The organism is Neisseria sp. P0008.S010, from assembly GCF_051962715.1.
In the GTDB taxonomy this organism is placed as follows: Bacteria; Pseudomonadota; Gammaproteobacteria; order Burkholderiales; family Neisseriaceae; genus Neisseria; species Neisseria elongata.
This window is the reverse complement of record NZ_JBQCVA010000022.1, coordinates 1-19162: the sequence shown is the minus strand read 5'-3', so window position 1 is coordinate 19162 and position 19162 is coordinate 1. Positions and strand designations below refer to the sequence as shown.

General features: G+C 55.3%; 18 protein-coding genes. 6 read left to right on the top strand and 12 right to left on the bottom strand.

Annotation, left to right across the window (positions count from 1 at the left end; genetic code table 11):
- Positions 1-299: 299 nt before the first annotated feature.
- The 12 genes from ACTHSL_RS07170 to ACTHSL_RS07115 all read right to left on the bottom strand — a co-directional run bounded on the left by ACTHSL_RS07170 (position 300) and on the right by ACTHSL_RS07115 (position 11893).
- Positions 300-827 carry a DUF1697 domain-containing protein gene (locus ACTHSL_RS07170; RefSeq protein WP_214038093.1) on the bottom strand — a complete coding sequence of 176 codons (528 nt, stop codon included), beginning with the start codon at positions 825-827 and terminating at the stop codon, positions 300-302.
- Between the two features lie 307 nt (positions 828-1134).
- The gene (nuoI, locus tag ACTHSL_RS07165; protein WP_003798854.1) at positions 1135-1614 is read right to left on the bottom strand and encodes an NADH-quinone oxidoreductase subunit NuoI; all 480 of its coding nucleotides are present in this window, start codon (positions 1612-1614) and stop codon (positions 1135-1137) included.
- 53 nt (positions 1615-1667) lie between these two features.
- On the bottom strand, positions 1668-2063 hold the full coding sequence (locus ACTHSL_RS07160; RefSeq protein WP_440380887.1) for a GFA family protein: 396 nt from the start codon (positions 2061-2063) through the stop codon (positions 1668-1670).
- Positions 2064-2137: 74 nt separating this feature from the next.
- Positions 2138-3208: an NADH-quinone oxidoreductase subunit NuoH gene (gene nuoH / locus ACTHSL_RS07155; RefSeq protein ID WP_440380898.1), complete on the bottom strand. Its 1071-nt coding sequence runs from the start codon at positions 3206-3208 to the stop codon at positions 2138-2140.
- A 2-nt stretch (positions 3209-3210) separates the two neighbouring features.
- Entirely contained in the window at positions 3211-5466 is a 2256-nt protein-coding gene (nuoG, locus tag ACTHSL_RS07150) for an NADH-quinone oxidoreductase subunit NuoG (RefSeq protein ID WP_440380886.1), read from the bottom strand.
- A 141-nt stretch (positions 5467-5607) separates the two neighbouring features.
- Positions 5608-6903 carry an NADH-quinone oxidoreductase subunit NuoF gene (gene nuoF / locus ACTHSL_RS07145; RefSeq protein ID WP_023886680.1) on the bottom strand — a complete coding sequence of 432 codons (1296 nt, stop codon included), beginning with the start codon at positions 6901-6903 and terminating at the stop codon, positions 5608-5610.
- A 186-nt stretch (positions 6904-7089) separates the two neighbouring features.
- Complete coding sequence (nuoE, locus tag ACTHSL_RS07140; protein ID WP_064086120.1) at positions 7090-7563, bottom strand: NADH-quinone oxidoreductase subunit NuoE; 474 nt, start codon at positions 7561-7563, stop codon at positions 7090-7092.
- Positions 7563-8819, bottom strand: coding sequence for an NADH dehydrogenase (quinone) subunit D (gene nuoD, locus ACTHSL_RS07135; protein WP_003822948.1), 1257 nt, complete (start codon positions 8817-8819; stop codon positions 7563-7565). Before nuoD ends, nuoE begins: the two co-directional genes overlap by 1 nt.
- Positions 8809-9399 carry an NADH-quinone oxidoreductase subunit C gene (locus ACTHSL_RS07130; protein ID WP_440380885.1) on the bottom strand — a complete coding sequence of 197 codons (591 nt, stop codon included), beginning with the start codon at positions 9397-9399 and terminating at the stop codon, positions 8809-8811. Before ACTHSL_RS07130 ends, nuoD begins: the two co-directional genes overlap by 11 nt.
- A gap of 9 nt (positions 9400-9408) precedes the next feature.
- Entirely contained in the window at positions 9409-9888 is a 480-nt protein-coding gene (locus ACTHSL_RS07125; protein WP_440380884.1) for a NuoB/complex I 20 kDa subunit family protein, read from the bottom strand.
- Positions 9879-10247, bottom strand: a complete 369-nt coding sequence (gene ndhC / locus ACTHSL_RS07120; protein ID WP_440380883.1) for an NADH-quinone oxidoreductase subunit A — start codon at positions 10245-10247, stop codon at positions 9879-9881. Before ndhC ends, ACTHSL_RS07125 begins: the two co-directional genes overlap by 10 nt.
- Before the next feature lie 377 nt (positions 10248-10624).
- Entirely contained in the window at positions 10625-11893 is a 1269-nt protein-coding gene (locus ACTHSL_RS07115) for a LysM peptidoglycan-binding domain-containing protein (protein WP_440380882.1), read from the bottom strand.
- A 173-nt stretch (positions 11894-12066) separates the two neighbouring features.
- Between ACTHSL_RS07115 and def the strand changes: the two genes are divergently transcribed.
- The 6 genes from def to ACTHSL_RS07085 all read left to right on the top strand — a co-directional run bounded on the left by def (position 12067) and on the right by ACTHSL_RS07085 (position 19032).
- Positions 12067-12570: a peptide deformylase gene (gene def, locus ACTHSL_RS07110; RefSeq protein ID WP_049254426.1), complete on the top strand. Its 504-nt coding sequence runs from the start codon at positions 12067-12069 to the stop codon at positions 12568-12570.
- Positions 12571-12700: 130 nt separating this feature from the next.
- Positions 12701-13627 (top strand): methionyl-tRNA formyltransferase, encoded by a 927-nt coding sequence (fmt, locus tag ACTHSL_RS07105; protein ID WP_440380881.1) that lies wholly within the window; start codon positions 12701-12703, stop codon positions 13625-13627.
- A gap of 111 nt (positions 13628-13738) precedes the next feature.
- Positions 13739-15001, top strand: coding sequence for a 16S rRNA (cytosine(967)-C(5))-methyltransferase RsmB (gene rsmB, locus ACTHSL_RS07100; RefSeq protein ID WP_440380880.1), 1263 nt, complete (start codon positions 13739-13741; stop codon positions 14999-15001).
- Entirely contained in the window at positions 14964-15605 is a 642-nt protein-coding gene (locus ACTHSL_RS07095; RefSeq protein WP_440380879.1) for a DUF4390 domain-containing protein, read from the top strand. Before rsmB ends, ACTHSL_RS07095 begins: the two co-directional genes overlap by 38 nt.
- Before the next feature lie 3 nt (positions 15606-15608).
- The gene (locus tag ACTHSL_RS07090) at positions 15609-17744 is read left to right on the top strand and encodes an ATP-binding protein (RefSeq protein WP_440380878.1); all 2136 of its coding nucleotides are present in this window, start codon (positions 15609-15611) and stop codon (positions 17742-17744) included.
- A complete protein-coding gene (locus ACTHSL_RS07085) occupies positions 17734-19032 on the top strand; it encodes a sigma-54-dependent transcriptional regulator (RefSeq protein WP_440380877.1) in 1299 nt (432 codons plus the stop codon). The genes ACTHSL_RS07090 and ACTHSL_RS07085 overlap by 11 nt, the downstream gene beginning before the upstream one ends.
- Positions 19033-19162: the final 130 nt, after the last annotated feature.

The following is a 19162-nucleotide window of genomic DNA, read 5'->3' as shown; positions in this document are numbered from 1 at the left end:
TTTTTGCACTTTCCGTTTCGGGATATTTCAATCGGTTTTGCTGTGCGTTCCGGCTTGGCCGGACGCGGTTTATTGCTTGCGCCAATAGCTTAAAAATCCATCTGCCAAGCCTTCCAGGTTGGCGCGTTCCGTCCACGATAAGGGAGCATCGTAATACTCCAATTCGTGTACCAGCCCGCGTAGGTCGGATTCTCGAATCCGACGTTTCCTCGCAAGGGGAAAATGGGGTCTCAGGCTGCCTTGATGCCGCTTGGGGCCGCTGTCGGATACGGGTATCGACCTGCGTTTACTGCCTTGCCTTAAAAATCCGCCATCTTACGCAAGGTGTTGCCGTTGCGCGTGGTCAGCCGCAAGCCTAACTGTTTTTCCAAAAACGCATTGCCCAGCTTGCTGCGGGAAGCGTCTTGCGGGATATACAGATACGCAGCCTGCGGGCGGATAAGCAGTTTTTCTTCGCCAAAATCGCGCGCCGCCAGACCGGCGGTATCAGCCAGCGGGGTATGGCACAGGGTAAAAAACACGCGTTTGGCATCGTATTCGCCGCCTGCAAACGGGTTGCCATCCAATATTTCGCGCAACTGGGCGGGCGTTTTGACGATAACGTCCAAATCGACATCCAGATGTGTGTGCAGCAAATCGTGTATTTGCGTGGCGGCTTCGTCTGCAGTCAATGTGCTTTCCAGCGCAATATTGCCGCTCTGTATCCATGTCCGCACGTTGGCAAAACCGTTTCCGCCCAATACTTCGCGCACGGCAGCCATTTTGACGGCGTTTTTGCCGCTGGGCATCACGCCGCGCAAGAATGCAATCAAGGTTCGTCTGTTCATGGTTCGGTCTTTCAAAACGGGTTTTCAGGCTGTTTTTTAGGCCGTCTGAAAACGGCGGTTTCTTCTGTCTCCCTCCCCTGCCCTGCCGGGGAGGGGTCGGTGTGGGGGTGGCGTTTCTGCGGAAACGCTTTTTTGTTGCGGCGGGCGTGGCGAAAGTTTCTGTTGCCCCGCCGCCCCCACCCTAGCCCTCCCCCGCAAGCGGGAGAGGGGACGGATTGCTGCGGATTTTACGGTTTCAGGCTGCTTTCAGACGGCCTGTTTGTGTTTTGGCTGTATTGAGACCCGCGTTATCCGGTTTCAGGCTGCCTTAGCGGTAGGGCGCGTCGGCGGCTTTGCGTTTGGCGATTTCGGCTTCGTATTTGTCGCCGATGGCCAGCAAAATTGGCTTGGTCATGTGCAAATCGCCTTTTTTCTCGCCGTGGTATTCGAAGATGTGGGTTTCCACAATCGCATCGGTCGGGCAGGCTTCTTCGCAGAAACCGCAGAAAATGCACTTGGTCAGGTCGATGTCGTAACGCGTGGTGCGGCGGGTGCCGTCTTCGCGCTCTTCGCTTTCAATATTAATCGCCATGGCGGGGCAGACGGCCTCACACAGTTTGCAGGCGATGCAGCGTTCTTCGCCGTTCGGATAGCGGCGTTGGGCGTGCAGGCCGCGGAAACGCACGGATTGCGGCGTTTTCTCTTCGGGGAAGTAAATCGTGTCTTTGCGGGCGAAGAAGTTTTTGAGCGTTACGCCCATGCCTTTCACCAATTCGCCCAGCAGGAAGGTTTTTACTAAATTAGCCATTTTCGGATGCTCTTTTCGGATTATTCTGTTTACAGGCCGTCTGAAAGCGGTTTTTAACCTGCCGCGCCCACCATTTCTAAAAACTCGGCTTCGGTCAGCTTCGGGGTATCGTTGGCCAAGTCGTAATACGGAGCTTTGCAATCGATAAAGATTTGCGAAGTGGTTTCAAAGCCAACGTTGTCGGCAAACAGCCCGGCATTGATGTAATAATCGTTGCCGACCTGTACAAACAGGTGTGTGCCGCAGTGTTTGCAAAAACAGCGTTGCGCCCATTCGGACGACTGATAATGCGCGATGTGCTCGCTGCCTGTGATTTCGGGCGACTGGGCGGCCAAAGTAAAAGATGCGCCGCCGCCCCACACTCGGCATTTTCCGCAATGGCAGGCGTGAAGTTCGTGGTTTTCGGCGGTTTCCAGTGATACTGCGCCGCACAGGCATTGAGCTTTCATCGGTTTCTCTCGGTTTGAAACGGTTAAAAATTGGGGTTCAGGCTACCTGAAAACTTTCAGACGGCCTCCCTGCCCTATTTCCACAAGCTCCACGGCGAAGCCATCCACAGGCCGTAGAAAACGATGGCGACAAAGCCGATGGGAATCAGCACCTTCCAACCCAAACGCATGATTTGGTCGTAGCGGTAGCGCGGGAAGGTGGCGCGAATCCACAGGTAGCCGTAGAGCACGAAGGCCATTTTGGCGAACATCCAAATCGGGCTGGGCGTACCGACGATGCCCCAGCTTTGCGGGAAGGGCGAGAGCCAGCCGCCGAGGAACATGATGGAGGTGAGCGCACCGATTAAAATCATGAAGATGTATTCGGCGAGGAAAAACAGCGCAAAGGCAAAGCCGGAGTATTCAACGTGGAAACCGGCCACGATTTCGGATTCACCCTCGGCCACGTCGAACGGGGCGCGGTTGGTTTCGGCCACGGCGGAAATCAGGTAGACGAGGAACACGGGGAACAGGGTGAGCCAGTTCCACGAGAAAATCGAACCGCCCGCAATACCGGTGCTTTGCGCGGCCACGATGTCGTTGAAGTTCAGGCTACCTGAAACCATGATTACGCACACCAAAGCCGCGCTCATGGCGATTTCGTAGGAAATGGTTTGCGCGGAGGAACGCATCGCGCCGAGGAAGGCGTATTTGGAGTTGGACGCCCAGCCGGCAATAATCACGCCGTACACGGAAAGCGAAGTAATCATTAAGATATACAACAGACCGGCATCGACTTTGGTTAAGAGCCATTGGTCGGAAAACGGCACTACTGCCCAAGCAGCAAACGAGGGCGCGAGCGAGAGCATGGGGCCGATGTAGAACAAGGCTTTATTGGACGAGCTGGGGCGGGTAACTTCTTTAAACAGCAGCTTCAACACGTCGGCAAACGGCTGAATCAAGCCCCACGGGCCGGTTACGTTCGGGCCGACGCGCAGCTGCATGAAGCCGATAACCTTACGCTCGAAGTAGGTCAGGTAGGCCACGGTCAGAATCAGCGGCACAAGGATAATCACGATTTTGACGACAATCGACACCAAGAGGCCGATGTCGTTGCCCGCCGCGCCGAACCAGCCGGCAAACAGGGCTTGAAACCATTCCTGCATCATCAGACTCCTTCCAGTTCAATCACGTTCATCAGCCCGCCCAGCGCGGCGTTGGCCGGATGCTGCGGCAGGTGGACGACGTTGGGCGGCAATGTGTTGTCGGCCATCACGGTGACGCGCACGCGGCTGCCGTTCTGCACGGCTTCGGCGGTTGCGCCGTCGGCAAGGCCGAGCGCGGTCAGCGTATCGGGGTGGACGCGGGCAGGCGGCACTTGGGCGTGCGAGGTTTGCTGCAGGGCTTCGGCGCGGCGCACGATGGCGTCGGTGTGATAGATGCCCACGCCGCCGGTGCGGATCAGGCCTGCAGCGGCCGGAGCGGCTTCGCCCTGCCAGCTGCTGCGGTTGTTCAGTTTTTCAGGTAGCCTTTGAGCATCCAGCGCGTCGTGCAGGATTTGCTCGCTGCTGTCGTATTCGAAGCCTTCGAGCTCCAGCAGGTTGCCCAGCACACGCAGGATTTTCCACAGCGGGCGGCTTTCGCCCAAGCCTTTTACTACACCGTGGAAGGATTGCAGACGGCCTTCCATATTGACGAAGCTGCCGGAAGTTTCGGTGAACGGGGCAATCGGCAGCAGCACGTCGCACACCTCAAGCAAGGTATCGCTGACGAACGGGGTGAACGCCATCACGCTCTTGGCCTGTTTCAGCGCGGCCACGGCGGCGGATCCGCCCGCCACGTCGGCTTCCGGCTCAACGTTGAGCAGCAGCACGGCTTGTTTCGGCACGGCAATCATTTCGGCAATGCTGCCGCTGTCGGCTTCCAGCAAATCCGCACCCACGCTGTTGGCAGCCTGCGACAGGATGCCGAATGACGCGCCGGTTTGTTCGGCCAGCCTTTGGGCGGCGATGTAAATCGCGGCGTAGTCGGGGTGGTTCTGCGCTTCCGCACCGAGCAGGACGGCGGCTTTTTCCGCGTCTTTCAAACCCGCGTGAATCGGGTTGGTGGCATCGGCGGCGAGAGTTTTCAGGTAGCCTGCCCATTGGTTCGGATGCAGGGCCTCCTGTGCGGCCAAGGGCATGTGCAATTGATCTTTACGTGCGGCCACCACGTTGATTTTGCTGCCTTGGTTGGCGGCCACGCGCAGGCGGGCGGTGAGCAGCGGCTGCTCTTGGCGCAGGTTGGCACCCACCGCCAATATGGCTTGCGCATCGGAAAGGTCGGCAATATTGCAGCCCAGCCATTGCGCGCCTGCCAGCGTGCCTTTCAGACGGCCGTCTTGTTCGCGCAGGCGGGTGGCGAAGTGGCGGCTGCCGATGCCGTTAGCCAGTTTTTTCGCCAGATAGATTTCTTCCAGCGTGTTCATGGGGTTGGCCCAAAAGCCAATTTGCTCTTGGTTGCCGTCTTTAGCGATGCACTCGATGCCGTTGCGCACGTATTCGAGCGCGGTTTGCCAATCCACGTCAATCCATTCGCCGCCCTGTTTGATTTTCGGGTTTTTCAGACGGCTTTCGTGGTTCAGGCCTTCGTAGGCGAAGCGGTCGCGGTCGGACAGCCAGCATTCGTTGATGGCTTCGTTTTCCAACGGCAGCACGCGGCGCACGGTGTGCTCTTTGGTTTGCACAATCAGGTTGCTGCCCAATGCGTCGTGGGCAGACACGGATTTGCGGCGGTTCAATTCCCAGGAGCGGGCGTTGAAACGGAAGGGTTTGCTGGTGAGCGCGCCCACGGGGCAGAGGTCGATGACGTTGCCGGAAAGTTCGGTTTCGACGGCGCGGCCGATGAAGGTGAGGATTTCGGAATGCTCGCCGCGGTTGGCAATGCCGATTTCCTGATTACCGGCGATTTCTTCGGTGAACCGCACGCAGCGGGAGCAGTGGATGCAGCGGCTCATTTCCCGGGTGGAAATCAGCGGACCCATGTCTTTGGCCACCACGGCGCGTTTGGCTTCGGTGTAGCGGGTAGTGGATTTGCCGTAGCCGACAGCCAAATCCTGCAGCTGGCATTCGCCGCCTTTGTCGCACACGGGACAATCGAGCGGGTGGTTGATGAGCAGGAATTCCATCACGCCTTCCTGCGCTTGTTTGGCCATTTTGGAATGGGTGTGCACCACCATGCCGTCGGTTACCGGCGTGGCGCAGGCGGGCAGCGGCTTGGGCGCTTTTTCCACTTCCACCAAGCACATGCGGCAGCTGGCGGCGATGGAAAGTTTTTTGTGGTAACAGAAGTGGGGGATGTAGGTGCCGAGCTTCTGCGCCGCTTCAATCACGGTCGCGCCCTGCTCTACCGATACTTCCTTACCGTCAATGCTGATTTGTAACATGGTGTATTTCCTACGTTACGGGTATTTAAAATTTTTCGTTGTGAGGCCGTCTGAAAAAAGGCGGCGGCCTGCGGGCTGTTTTTCAGGCAGCCTGTTTTCAGACGGCCTTTTTGCTTTCAGGTAGCCCAATTATTCCTGCAGCTAGCACCACTTGTGCTCTTTCATCGGTTTGCCGTGTTCGATGTAGTGGACGAATTCGTCGCGGTAGTGCTTCATGAAGCCGCGCACGGGGAAGACGGCGGCGTCGGCGAGGGCGCAGATGGTGCGGCCGGCCATGTTGTTGCCGATACTCTCTAAAAGTTCGAGGTCTTCCATGCGGCCTTGGCCGTTTACGATGCGGTGGACGATGCGGTAGAGCCAGCCGGTACCTTCGCGGCAGGGGGTACATTGGCCGCAAGATTCTTCAAAGTAGAAGTAGCTCAATCTTTCCAAGGCCTTAACCATGCACACATCTTCATCCATCACGATAACCGCGCCCGAGCCGAGCATGGAGCCGGCTTTGGAGATGGCGTCGTAGTCCATGGTGAGGGTCATCATCATGTCGCCGGGAATCACGGGCGAAGACGAGCCGCCAGGGATAACGGCTTTCAGCTTTTTACCGCCGCGCACGCCGCCCGCCATGGCCAAAAGGTCGGCAAAGGGTGTCCCGAGCGGCACTTCGTAGTTTCCGGGGCGTTCCACGTGGCCGGACACGGAAAAGAGTTTGGTGCCGCCTGCATTGGGAATGCCTTTATCGGCAAAGGTTTGGCCGCCGTCGCGGATGATAAACGGAACAGAGGCGAAAGTTTCGGTGTTGTTGATGGTGGTGGGTTTGCCGAACAAACCGAAAGAAGCCGGGAATGGGGGTTTGAAGCGCGGCTGGCCTTTTTTGCCTTCGAGCGATTCGAGCAGCGCAGTTTCCTCACCGCAGATGTATGCGCCGTAGCCGTGGTGGGCAAAGAGTTCGAAATCGAAACCGCTGCCCAGGATGTTTTTACCGAGGAAGCCTGCTTCACGCGCTTCGGCCAGGGCGGCTTCAAAGCGTTGGTAGCCTTCGAAAATTTCGCCGTGAATATAGTTGTAGCCGGCACACGCGCCCATGGCATAGCCGCCGATAATCATGCCTTCAATCAGGGCATGCGGATTGAAACGGATGATGTCGCGGTCTTTGAAGGTGCCAGGTTCGCCTTCGTCGGTGTTGCAGACGATGTATTTTTCGCCGGGGAAGGAACGGGGCATGAAGCTCCATTTCAGGCCGGACGGGAAGCCGGCACCGCCGCGCCCGCGCAGGCCGGAAGTTTTGACTTCGGCAATCACGTCGTCTTGCGGCGTTTTTTCGGCCAAAATTTTACGCAGGGCGGTGTAGCCGCCGCGTTTGACGTATTCGTCCAGCGTCCAGCAATCGGGATTGGCGGTATCCACTTGGTCAAAAATCACGCCTGATTGGTAAATAGCCATTTTGGTGTGCCTATGTGTTTCGGTTTCTGCTACGGCCTTGTCGGTTTCAGACGGCCTGTCAATATTGCGGTGTTTTTCAGGTAGCCTGTTAGGCCGTCTGAAAAAGGGTTTTCTGTTTTCTTTCTGTTCGGTTTCAGGGCGGCCTGCGTTGGTTTTTCAGACGGCCTTTGCGGTTTCAGGTAGCCTCTAACCCAATTCGGCGAGTTTGGCTTCAATCGCCTCTTCGGTCATGAAGCTGCACATTTTGTGGTTGTTCAGCAGCATCACGGGGGCATCGCCGCATGCGCCCATGCACTCGCCTTCAACCAAAGTGAATTTGCCGTCGGGCGTGGTTTCGCCGTAGCCGATGCCGAGTTTTTTCTTTAGATATTCACCGGCATCCACACCGCCACGCAAGGCGCAAGGGAGGTTGGTGCAGACGGTGAGTTTGTATTTACCGACAGGCTTGAGGTCGTACATATTGTAAAAAGTAGCAACTTCATAGGCCTGCACGGGAGGGATACCGATGTAGTCGGCAACAAATTCGATGGTTTCGGGGGCGAGCCAGCCTTTTTCGGTTTGCGCAATACGCAGCGCACCCATAATGGCGGAGCGATGGCGGTCGGCCGGGTATTTGGCCAATTCGGTATCGATTTGTTTCAAGGATTCTGCGGATAACATTAGCGGTCTACCTCTCCGAATACGATATCTTGCGTGCCGATGATGGCAACGACGTCGGCGAGCATGTGGCCTTTGGCCATTTCGTCCATACCTTGCAGGTGGGCGAAGCCGGGGGCGCGGATTTTCAGGCGGTAGGGTTTGTTGGCGCCGTCTGAAATGATGTATACGCCGAATTCGCCTTTGGGGTGTTCCACGGCGGTATAGGTTTCGCCTTCGGGCACGTGCATGCCTTCGGTAAACAATTTGAAATGGTGAATCAGGTCTTCCATACCTGTTTTCATTTCGGTGCGTTTGGGCGGTGCAACTTTGTGATCGTCTACGATGACGGGGCCGGGATTGACACGCAGCCAATCAACACACTGCTGGATAATACGCACGGATTGGCGCATTTCGTTGATGCGGCAGAGATAGCGGTCGTAGCAGTCGCCGTTTACGCCGACGGGAATGTCGAAATCCATTTTATCGTAGACTTCGTAGGGTTCTTTTTTGCGCACGTCCCATTCAATGCCCGAACCGCGCAACATCACGCCGGTGAAGCCTTTTTGCAGGGCACGCTCGGGAGAAACCACGCCGATACCGACAGTACGCTGTTTCCAGATGCGGTTATCAGTCAGCAGGGTTTCGAGGGTGTCGATGCGACCGGGGAAGCGTTTGCAGAAGGCTTCAATGAAGTCGAGCATGGTGCCTTCGCGGGCTTCGTTGAGCTCTTTCAACACTTTGGCATTGCGGAATTTGCTGGCTTCATATTTGGGCATGAAGTCGGGCAGATCGCGGTATACGCCGCCGGGACGATAGTAGGCGGCATGCATACGGGCACCGGAAACGGCCTCATACAAATCCATCAGCTCTTCACGATCGCGGAAGGCATAGAGAATGGCAGTCATCGCGCCAATGTCGAGGGCGTGCGAGCCGATGCCCATCAGGTGGTTAAGGATGCGGGTTACTTCCGCAAACATGGTGCGGATGTATTTGGCGCGAATGGGGATGTCGATGCCGAGCAGTTTTTCGATAGCGAGACAGTAGGCCTGTTCGTTTACCATCATGGAAACGTAGTCCAGCCTATCCATATACGGCAGGGCTTGCAGGTAGGTGCGGGTTTCGGCCAATTTTTCGGTGCCGCGGTGCAGCAGGCCGATGTGCGGGTCGGCGCGGACGATGGTTTCGCCTTCCAGCTCCAAAATCATGCGTAATACGCCGTGGGCGGCAGGGTGCTGCGGGCCGAAGTTGATGGTGTAGTTTCTGAGTTTAGTGGCCACCGTAGTTCTCCTCGCGGACGACGCGCGGGGTAATTTCGCGCGGCTCGATGGTTACAGGCTGATAGATAACGCGTTTTTCGGTTTCGTCGTAACGCATTTCAACATAGCCGGAAATGGGGAAATCTTTGCGGAAGGGGTGGCCGACAAAGCCGTAGTCGGTAAGGATGCGGCGCAGGTCGGGGTGGTTTTCGAAAACGATGCCGTACATATCAAAGGCTTCACGTTCGTACCAGTCAGCACTGTTGTAAATATTGATAACGGATTGAACCAACGGGAAATCGTCGTTTTCCGCCCACACGCGCACGCGGATGCGCTGATTATTCTTCACAGATAACAGCTGACTGACCACAGCAAAGCGTTTACCGGACCAAGGTTCGTTTTTATAAGTACTGTAATCGACACCGCACAAATCCACCAAGAGCTCAAAGTGCATTTCTTCGTGGTCGCGCAGGATTTGCATAATATCGAGATAGTGTTCGGGGCGGCATTCGACGGTTACTTCATCCAAAGCCAACAGTACTTTATCCGCCTTGCCTTCCAAGATGCGCTGTGCAGCGCTGTATAAATCTTTCAGGTGCATGGTGCGCTCCTAGTTGCGGGCAATGGTGTAAGTGCGCTTAATTTTGCCCTGAAGCTGAATCAGACCGTAAATCAAGGCTTCGGCAGTCGGCGGGCAGCCGGGCACATACACGTCTACCGGCACCACACGGTCGCAACCGCGCACCACGGAATAGGAATAATGGTAATAACCGCCGCCGTTGGCGCACGAACCCATCGACAACACCCAACGCGGCTCGGCCATTTGGTCGTACACGCGGCGCAGGGCGGGTGCCATTTTATTGGTCAGCGTACCGGCCACAATCATCAAGTCGGATTGGCGTGGCGACGGACGGAAAATAATACCGAAGCGGTCGAGGTCGTAACGCGCCATACCGGCATGCATCATCTCTACTGCGCAACAGGCCAAACCGAAAGTTACCGGCCACAGCGAGCCGGTACGCACATAGTTGAGCACGGTATCCGCACTGGCGGTGATAAACCCTTTGTTCAGAATGCCTTCTATTCCCATTCCAGCGCTCCTTTTTTCCACTCGTATACAAAACCCACACCGAGCACGACGATGAAGACAAACATCGACCAGAAGGCAAACTGCCCCGACTGAGCCAGCAAATCTTTGAACACCACTGCCCACGGAATCATAAATGCCACTTCCAAATCAAACAGGATGAACAAAATCGCCACCAAGTAATAACGCACGTCAAACTTCATACGCGCGTTTTCAAACGCCTCGAAGCCGCACTCGAACGGCTGGTCTTTTTCGACATAGTGGCGTTTAGGCCCCAGAACAGTGCCTAGCAGAATAAACAGAATGCCCGCCAACAAGCCAACTATTAAGAATATTAAAACAGGAAGGTAATTTGCCAACATAGTGGTCGTACTCGAATCATTAGCAGATAACGAAATTTTACGGAGGCTATTTTAGCCAAGTCAGACTGTAATTTAAAGGGCGTATAGTCAAAATTCGAAGAAAAAATTCAATAATTTCAATAATTAAATGATAATCGTTATTGTTATTTGCATATATATTTGTTTGCTTGTAAGAAATTACTGCTTTTATTTGATCAAATGCCTGATACGAATCGCTTCACTCCTTGACTTTAATTAGAAAGGTTCCTCAAAAGCAACCCAAGAAAGAATAGCAGTTAAATTAAACCATGCTAATCAAAATTAACTCATCCCTACAAAATTAAAGCCGCCTATATTTCAGGCGGCTTGCATCTTAACAGTATCAATCAATGAATAATTTAATGAATATTACTCAAAATATTTGTTGTATTGTGTTCATCATCGTGCGGATCTTGAGGCACATTAGGTTCATGATGGCCATCATCCAACATATTATCTAAATCTTGTCCCGGCTCTGAAGCAGTATCACCGATGCTGATATTGGTTTTGCTTTCCAGAATAATAGCAGAGGCAAGATTTTGACTAACACGGTAAACCATTGCCAAACCGGCTTCTTCAGCAGGAATAGAAAGATACTTCACAACGCTTCTGCTTCCATCTTTACCTTTTGGCATATCCATTTTGACTTGGCGACTACGTTTGTAAAGACTTAAAACCGTACCTTTTTCCAGACCATGCGCACTACCTTTATCTAAAGTGATGGTTTGGAATTGGCCTGCTTCGCTGATACCGTCAAAAATGGAAACCACTTTTGCATCAATATGCTGGCTAGGCGCATGCGGCATCATATTGAAGCTGTCACCACCATCTTCCAACTTCAACAGATAATCGCCTTTACGAATTTCGGAAACCGCTTCTTCCACAACCATAGGCTGCGCAGTCTGGGTTGGCACCTTCAACATCGGATGCAGACGTGTGTAGTATTCTTTATCCGGCAATGCTTCCGCATCTTCTCTGCTTCTGGAATCAAGCGCACTGTTCGTGCTCGGCAAAGTAGCCACAATACCGCTAAATACTACTTCCTGACCCAAATATTTTTTTGTTTCCGGATCCGTGATGTCTTTTCTTGCCCTATAAACCAAATAACGGCCGGGTTCGGTGATTTCGTAAGCATAAACACGTTCACCTTTGGAATAAATCAACCGATTATCAGGCCCTTCAACCAAACGCGGCGCATGTTGCGTCTGCATTTGATCAATAACTTGCGGATGCTGCATGAACATCCGATAGAAGTTTACATTGACGGCCTGAATGCCATAGCCGGAACTGACTTCGCGCACACGCGGCGACAATTTTACCAATGGGATGTCACCGCCGGCACCACGCTCGACCGACAGGCGCGGATGACCGTTTACATAGCGCAAAACCAACACTTGTCCGGGATAAATACGGTCTGGATTGCGGATTTTGCTGCGGTTTGCGCCCCACAAACGGCTCCACTGCCAAGGCCGATACAGATATTTGCCGGAAATACCCCACAATGTATCGCCTTGCTTAACCACATAACGCGTAGGCGCATCCGGCCGAACCTTCAGAGCGGCAGAAAACGCCGGGGCGGAAATAGCCAAACCGGCCGCACAAAGCAGGGTTATAATACGTTTTTGCATGACACTCCCCTTGAAATTGACTCACTCAGTCATCATTAAAAATTTACACACAACAATTCGGAACACTGCCCGTCTTGTCAATTTATCGCGATATTTTACTACTATTTACAGCAAACCTCATAGTATTAAAACCTGATTCGCATATTCCCCGCACAATCTTTAGAGAGAAAGAAATGGCTTTACTGAATATTTTGCAATACCCCGATGATCGCCTGCACACGGTTGCCAAGCCTGTCGAAAAAATTGACGAACGAATTAAGACATTGATTACAGACATGTTTGAGACCATGTACGAAGCACGCGGCATCGGTCTGGCCGCCACACAGGTGGATGTGCACGAGCGCGTGGTCGTTATGGATTTAAGTGAAGAAAAAAACCAGCCCCGCGTATTTATCAATCCGGTGATTACCCACAAAAACGGCGAAACCACTTATGAAGAGGGCTGCCTGTCCGTACCGGGCATTTACGACACCGTTACCCGCGCGGAAACCGTTACAGTAGAAGCCCTTGATGAAAAAGGCGAAAAATTTACTCTGGAAGCAGACGGGCTATTGGCCATCTGCATCCAACACGAATTGGATCACCTGATGGGTATCGTTTTCGTCGAACATTTGTCGCAACTGAAACAGGGGCGCATCAAAACCAAACTGAAAAAGCGGCAAAAACACAACATGTAGCCCTGCCGCAACCTTGAAGGCCGTCTGAAAAACGGTTTCCAATACCTCCGCATCCTTCCAAACCCAATCTTTCAGACGGCCTTTTACTACCATCAACAGGCCGTCTGAAAACGCCTCCGAAAGTATAACCATGAAAGTCATCTTCGCCGGTACGCCCGATTTTGCCGCTGCCGCCTTAAAAGCCATAGCCGCCGCCGGTTTTGAAATCCCGTTGGTGTTGACCCAGCCCGACCGCCCCAAAGGACGCGGGATGCAGCTTGCCCCGTCTCCCGTGAAGCAAGCCGCATTGGAATTGGGTTTGCGCGTGGCGCAGCCTGAAAAACTGCGCAACAACGCCGAAGCCTTGCAAATGCTCAAAGAAGTCGAGGCCGACGTGATGGTTGTTGCCGCCTACGGATTGATTCTGCCGCAAGACGTGCTGGATACGCCGAAACACGGCTGCCTTAACATCCACGCCTCGCTGCTGCCCCGTTGGCGTGGTGCGGCGCCGATTCAGCGCGCGATTGAAGCGGGCGATGCCGAGACGGGCGTGTGCATCATGCAGATGGGCATCGGCTTGGACACCGGCGATGTGGTCAGCGAACACCGTTACGCCATTCAACCGACCGATACCGCCAACGAAGTACACGACGCGCTGATGAATCTGGGTGCGGAAGCAATTGTTGCCGATTTGCAACAATTAAAAACAGAAGGCCGTCTGAAAAGCGTCAAACAACCCGAAGAAGGCGTTACTTATGCACAAAAATTAAGCAAAGAAGAAGCGCGTATCAATTGGAGCGAAAGCGCGGCAGTGATTGAACGCAAAATCCGCGCCTTCAACCCCGTTCCCGCTGCGTGGGTGGAATATCAGGGCAAACCGATGAAAATCTGGCGGGCGGAAGTAGTCGCGCAACAAGGCAGGGCGGGCGAAGTGTTGTCCTGTTCTTCAGACGGCCTGATTGTCGCCTGCGGTGCGAACGCGCTGAAAATTACCGAATTGCAGCCTTCGGGCGGCAAACGGATGGATATCGCAGCTTTTGCCGCGGGACATACGGTTGAAGCGGGAACAGTGCTGTAAAACAACCTTCAATCTTCACAAAACACGTTTTCAGACGGCCTCAAATCCTCCAAAGGCCGTCTGAAAAAACGACACATCCCGACACCCCGAAATAAGAAAGCAAACCGTCATATGAGCATGTCCCTCGCCCAACAACTCGCCGCCGAAAGTATTGCCGCCGTTGCCAAAGGCCGCAACCTGCAAGACGTATTGGCCGCCATCCGCGCAGCCCACCCCGAACTGACGGCACAGGAACTCGGCGCACTGCAAGACATCGCCTACGGCTGCCAGCGTTATCTGGGCAGCTTGAAATATATGCTCGCGCAGATGCTGAAAAAGCCGATTGGCAATCCGCAGCTCGAAAGCCTGCTGCTGGCCGCGCTCTACCAGCTCAACCACACACGCAACGCGCCTCATGCGGTGGTCAACGAAGCGGTGGAGAGCATTGCGAAAATCGGGCGCGGGCAGTACCGTTCGTTTGCCAACGCGATTCTGCGCCGCTTCCTGCGCGAAAAAGAACAATTGAACGCGCAATGCCGCCGCGACGACACCGCCAAATACAACTTTCCCGGCTGGTGGCTCGACTATATGCGCCAAGCCTACCCGAAACACTGGCACAACATCGTTACCGCCGCCAACGGCCACCCGCCGCTGACCCTGCGTATCAACCGCCGCCACGGCAATGCCGAAGGTTATTTGGAAAAACTGGCCGCCGAAGGCATCACAGGCAAAGCTTTGGACGAATATGCCGTGATACTGGACGAAGCCGTGCCGGTAAGCCGCCTGCCCAGCTTTTCAGATGGCCTCGTATCCGTACAAGACTTCGGCGCGCAGCAGGCGGCATATATTTTAAAACCGGCAGACGGCGAACGGATTCTGGACGCCTGTGCCGCACCGGGCGGCAAATCCGGCCACATCCTCGAACTAGCAAACTGCAGCCTGACCGCACTGGACATAGACGAAGGCCGTCTGAAAAGAGTGGCGGACAACCTGTCGCGCTTAGGCTTTCAGACGGCCTCCCTGCACCGCGCCGACGCAGCCGACCTGTCTTCATGGTATGATGACAACCCGTTTGACGCCGTCCTGGCCGACGTCCCGTGCACCGCCTCCGGCGTAACCAAACGCAACCCCGACATCAAATGGCTGCGCCGACCTGCCGACGGCGGCAAAACCGCCCGCCAACAAGAAACCATGCTCGACAACCTGTGGTCGGTACTGAAACCCGGCGGCAGGATGCTTCTGGCCACCTGTTCCTTGTTCCATGAAGAAAACGACGGCCAGCTGCAACGCTTTCTGCGCCGCCATCCCGATGCCGCCTGCACAGAATCGCTGACACTGTTACCCAAACATACCCAAGATGGCTTTTACTACGCACTCATCTGCAAACAGCCGTAAACCCGCATACGGCCGCATCGTCCGCGCCGCCCGTGCGGCGGCAGCCGTCCTGCTGTTTGCCGTGATACTGTTGAGGCCGTCTGAAGCGGCGGCGGAAAACATTTCCATCACCCGCCAAACCGCAACCGTAACCGCAGACGGCCGCCTCGACATCAGCAGCCGTTTCCACACCGAACTGCCCGACCCGTTGAAGCAGGCGTTGAAACAGGGCATGCCGCTCTACTTCACCCTGAACTACCAACTGTCTGCCCCCACCATGGCCGCCTACAAATTCAAACTCGGCCAACTCGTCGGCAGCGACAACAGCGTTACCTACAAGCTCTCCTTCCACCCGCTGACCAACCGCTACCGCATCACCGTCGGCACCTTCTCCACCGAATACGGCAGCCTCGAAACCGCCCTTCGCGGCATCGGCGCCATCGCCAACTGGCGCGTCCTGCCCAAAGGCACGCTGGACGACACCGACTGGCGCGAAATCAAAGCCGAAGTCCGCCTCAGCCTCAGCACCAACCAACTGCCCAAACCCTTCCAAATCAACGCCCTGACGGCGAAAAACTGGCAACTCGACTCCGGCTGGAAACCGCTGGCGGTCAGCAAAGGTTAAACCATGCGCCGCCGATATTCCTACCTGATATTCCTCGTCGCACTCGCTGCCGCACTGGTTTACAGCCTCACCCTCGCCACCAACAGCGGCAGCCCGTTGTCCGAATATTTCTGGTGGCTGATTGCCGCAGGCGGCCTGATTGTCACCATCCTGCTCGCCATGCTGCTCCGCTACGGCTGGCTGCTGCTGCGGCACAACCGCCACAACATGTTGGGTTCCCGCCTCACCCGCCGCCTGGCCCTGATGTTCACCCTGATTGCCGTCCTGCCCGGATTGTTCCTGTTCGGCGTCTCCGCGCAATTCATCTCATACAGCATCAATTCCTGGTTTGGCAACGACACCGCGCAAGCACTCGAAAGCAGCCTGACGCTGAGCAAATCGGCACTCAACAACACCCTCGACAACACCATCGAGCAGGCCGCCGCCTTACAAGTCGAAATCATCAGCCGAACCTCCATGGGCGGCACGGCGGCGGAAGCACTGCGCCTCAGCGGCGAAACCGCCCGCTTCAGCCAGGTCGGCCTCTACAACCCTGCCGACGGCACGACCGAACTCATCAGCAACCCGGCCTCCCTTCCCCCGCCGCCCGCCGAAAAAGAAGTGGCGGAAGAACTGCAACAGCACGGCTCATCCCGCAGCGTCACCAACATCAACGGCAAACTGTACGCCCAAGGCTGGCTGGCCCTGCCCGCGGCGCAAGAAAAGGGGAAAGCTCTGTTTTTCAGACGGCCTATTCCCGACAACGTCGCTCGGGATGCCGAACTGATTGAAAACGCGCGCAGCAAATACGCCGAACTCACCTACGCCAAACAAGGCCTGCAAACCTTCTTCCTGATTACCCTGCTGGCCGCCGCCCTGCTCTCCATCATGCTCGCGCTGGTCATCGCCCTCTACTTTGCCCGCCGCTTTATCGAACCCATCCTCTCGCTTGCCGAAGGCGCGAAAGCCGTCGCACAAGGCGATTTTTCCCAGCCCCGACCGGTTTACCGCAACGACGAACTCGGCCAACTGACCCGCCTGTTCAACCACATGACCGAACAACTGGCCATCGCCCGCGAAGCCGAAGAACTCAACCGCATCCGGCAGGAAGCGGCACGCCACTATCTCGAAACCGTATTGGAAAGCCTGACCGCCGGCGTAATCACGCTCGACGAAACAGGCCGTCTGAAAACCCTCAACCGCAGCGCGGAAAACATCCTCGGCCTGCCGCTGTCCGAACTGTCGGGCAGCAACTGGCACGACTGGCCGCAAAGCGTGCCGCAATACCTCCTGTTAACCGAACTGTTCCAAACCATCCTCGCCACCGAACACACTGGCAAACCCGTTCAGACGGCCTACACGGGCGGCGACGAAGCACGCATCCTGCTGGCCAAGGCCACGCCCCTTCCGGCCGACAACGGCGGCGGCACGGTGCTCGTTTTCGACGACATCACACTGCTTGTGCGGGCACAAAAAGAAGCCGCATGGGGAGAAGTGGCGAAACGGCTGGCACACGAAATCCGCAACCCGCTCACCCCCATCCAACTCTCCGCAGAACGGCTGGCTTGGAAACTGCAAGACAAACTGGGCGAACAGGACGCGCAAATACTGGCCCGCTCCACCGACACCATCATCAAACAAGTGGCGGCCATGAAAGAAATGGTGGAAGCCTTCCGCAACTACGCCCGCGCACCCGCACTGAAACTCGAAAAACAAGACCTCAACAAAATTATCGAAGAAGTTTTGCTGCTATACGAAGCGGGTGCGTGTACATTTGACGCCGTTTTCAGTAATATACCCGCCGTCATGTATGCCGATACTACCGCCATACGGCAGGTGCTGCACAACATCTTCAAAAATGCGGCTGAAGCCGCCGAAGAAGCCGCACAGCCGGAAGTACATATCCACACCGACAACACAGACGGCAAAATCACCCTCACCGTCGCCAACAACGGCAAAAGTTTCAGCAAAGACATGCTGGCGAACGCTTTCGAGCCCTATGTAACCGACAAACCCACCGGCACCGGCCTCGGCCTGCCCGTAGTGAAGAAAATTGTAGAAGAACACGGCGGCCGCATCGCTCTGAGCAATCCCGCAGAAGGCGGCGCCTGCGTTAAAATCACATTACCCGCATTGGTAGAAGAGCACTATGAGAAGTAACGACATCCTAATCGTAGACGACGAAATCGGTATCCGCGACCTGCTGTCCGACATCCTGCAAGACGAAGGTTACACCGTCAGCCTGGCGGAAAACGCCGAAGAAGCACGCCAACTGCGCAACCAAACCCGTCCGGCCATGGTACTGCTCGACATCTGGATGCCCGACTGCGACGGCATTACCCTGCTGAAAGAATGGGCGAAAAACGGCCAGCTGACCATGCCCGTCGTCATGATGAGCGGCCATGCCAGCATAGACACCGCCGTCGAGGCAACCAAAATCGGCGCCATGGATTTCCTCGAAAAGCCAATCGCACTGAAAAAACTGCTGAGCGCCGTAGAACGCGCTTTGGAATACGGCGAACAACAGGCTGCGGCCGGGCTGTCGCTGGACAAACTGGGCAACAGCCCCGCCATTCAAGAGCTCAACCTCCGCATCGAAGCCGCCGTCAAACAAAACGACCCCATCCTGCTCAGCGGCGAAGCCGGATCGCCGTTCGAACTCGTTGCCCGCTATTTCCATAAAAACAATACCCCTTGGGTCGAACCGGCCAAAACCGAATACATCGTCGATATGCCGATGGAACTGCTGCAAAAAGCCGCCGGCGGCATCCTCTTCCTCGGCGACATCTCGCAATACAGCAAAAACATCCAGCAAGGCATCCACTTCCTGCTCGGAAAAGCCGAAAAACAGAATGTTCGGATTATCTGTGCCTGCAGCAGCCCCTCGGACGAATGGCTGCAAAATCCGGCCTACGACCCGAAACTGTTTGCCCTGCTCTCCGGCCTCAAGCTCCAGATTCCGCCGCTGCGCGAACAGGCCGGCGACATTGCCTTCCTGATTAACCGTATCGCCACCGAACTGTCGGAAACCCAGAAAATCCCCGTCGCCCGTTTCAGCGATGGTGCGCTGGAACTCCTGACCGGATACGACTGGCCGGGTAACTTCGACCAGCTGCACAATGTCGTCAAAACCCTGGCACTGTCGGCAGGCGAAGGGGAAATCGACGAAGCCGCCGTCGCAAACGAGCTCGGCCTGAACAAACCTGAAAAAAAACCGGAAATCAACGTCGGCGGTGGTTTTGATTTCAGCCTGCCCCTGCGCGAACTGCGGGAAGAGCTGGAACGCCGCTATTTCGAATACCACATCTCTCAGGAAGGTCAAAACATGAGCCGCGTGGCACAAAAAGTCGGCTTGGAACGCACCCACCTGTACCGCAAACTGAAACAACTCGGCATCCAGTTCTCCCGTCGGCAGAATAAAACCGAAGAAACCGATAAGGACGCCTAATCCGCATTAGGCAACTGAAGAGGCCGTCTGAAACTTTTCAGACGGCCTCTTTCTTTTTCACAGCATACTGCGTATTATAGTGGATTAAATTTAAATCAGGACAAGGCGGCGAGCCGCAGACAGTACAAAT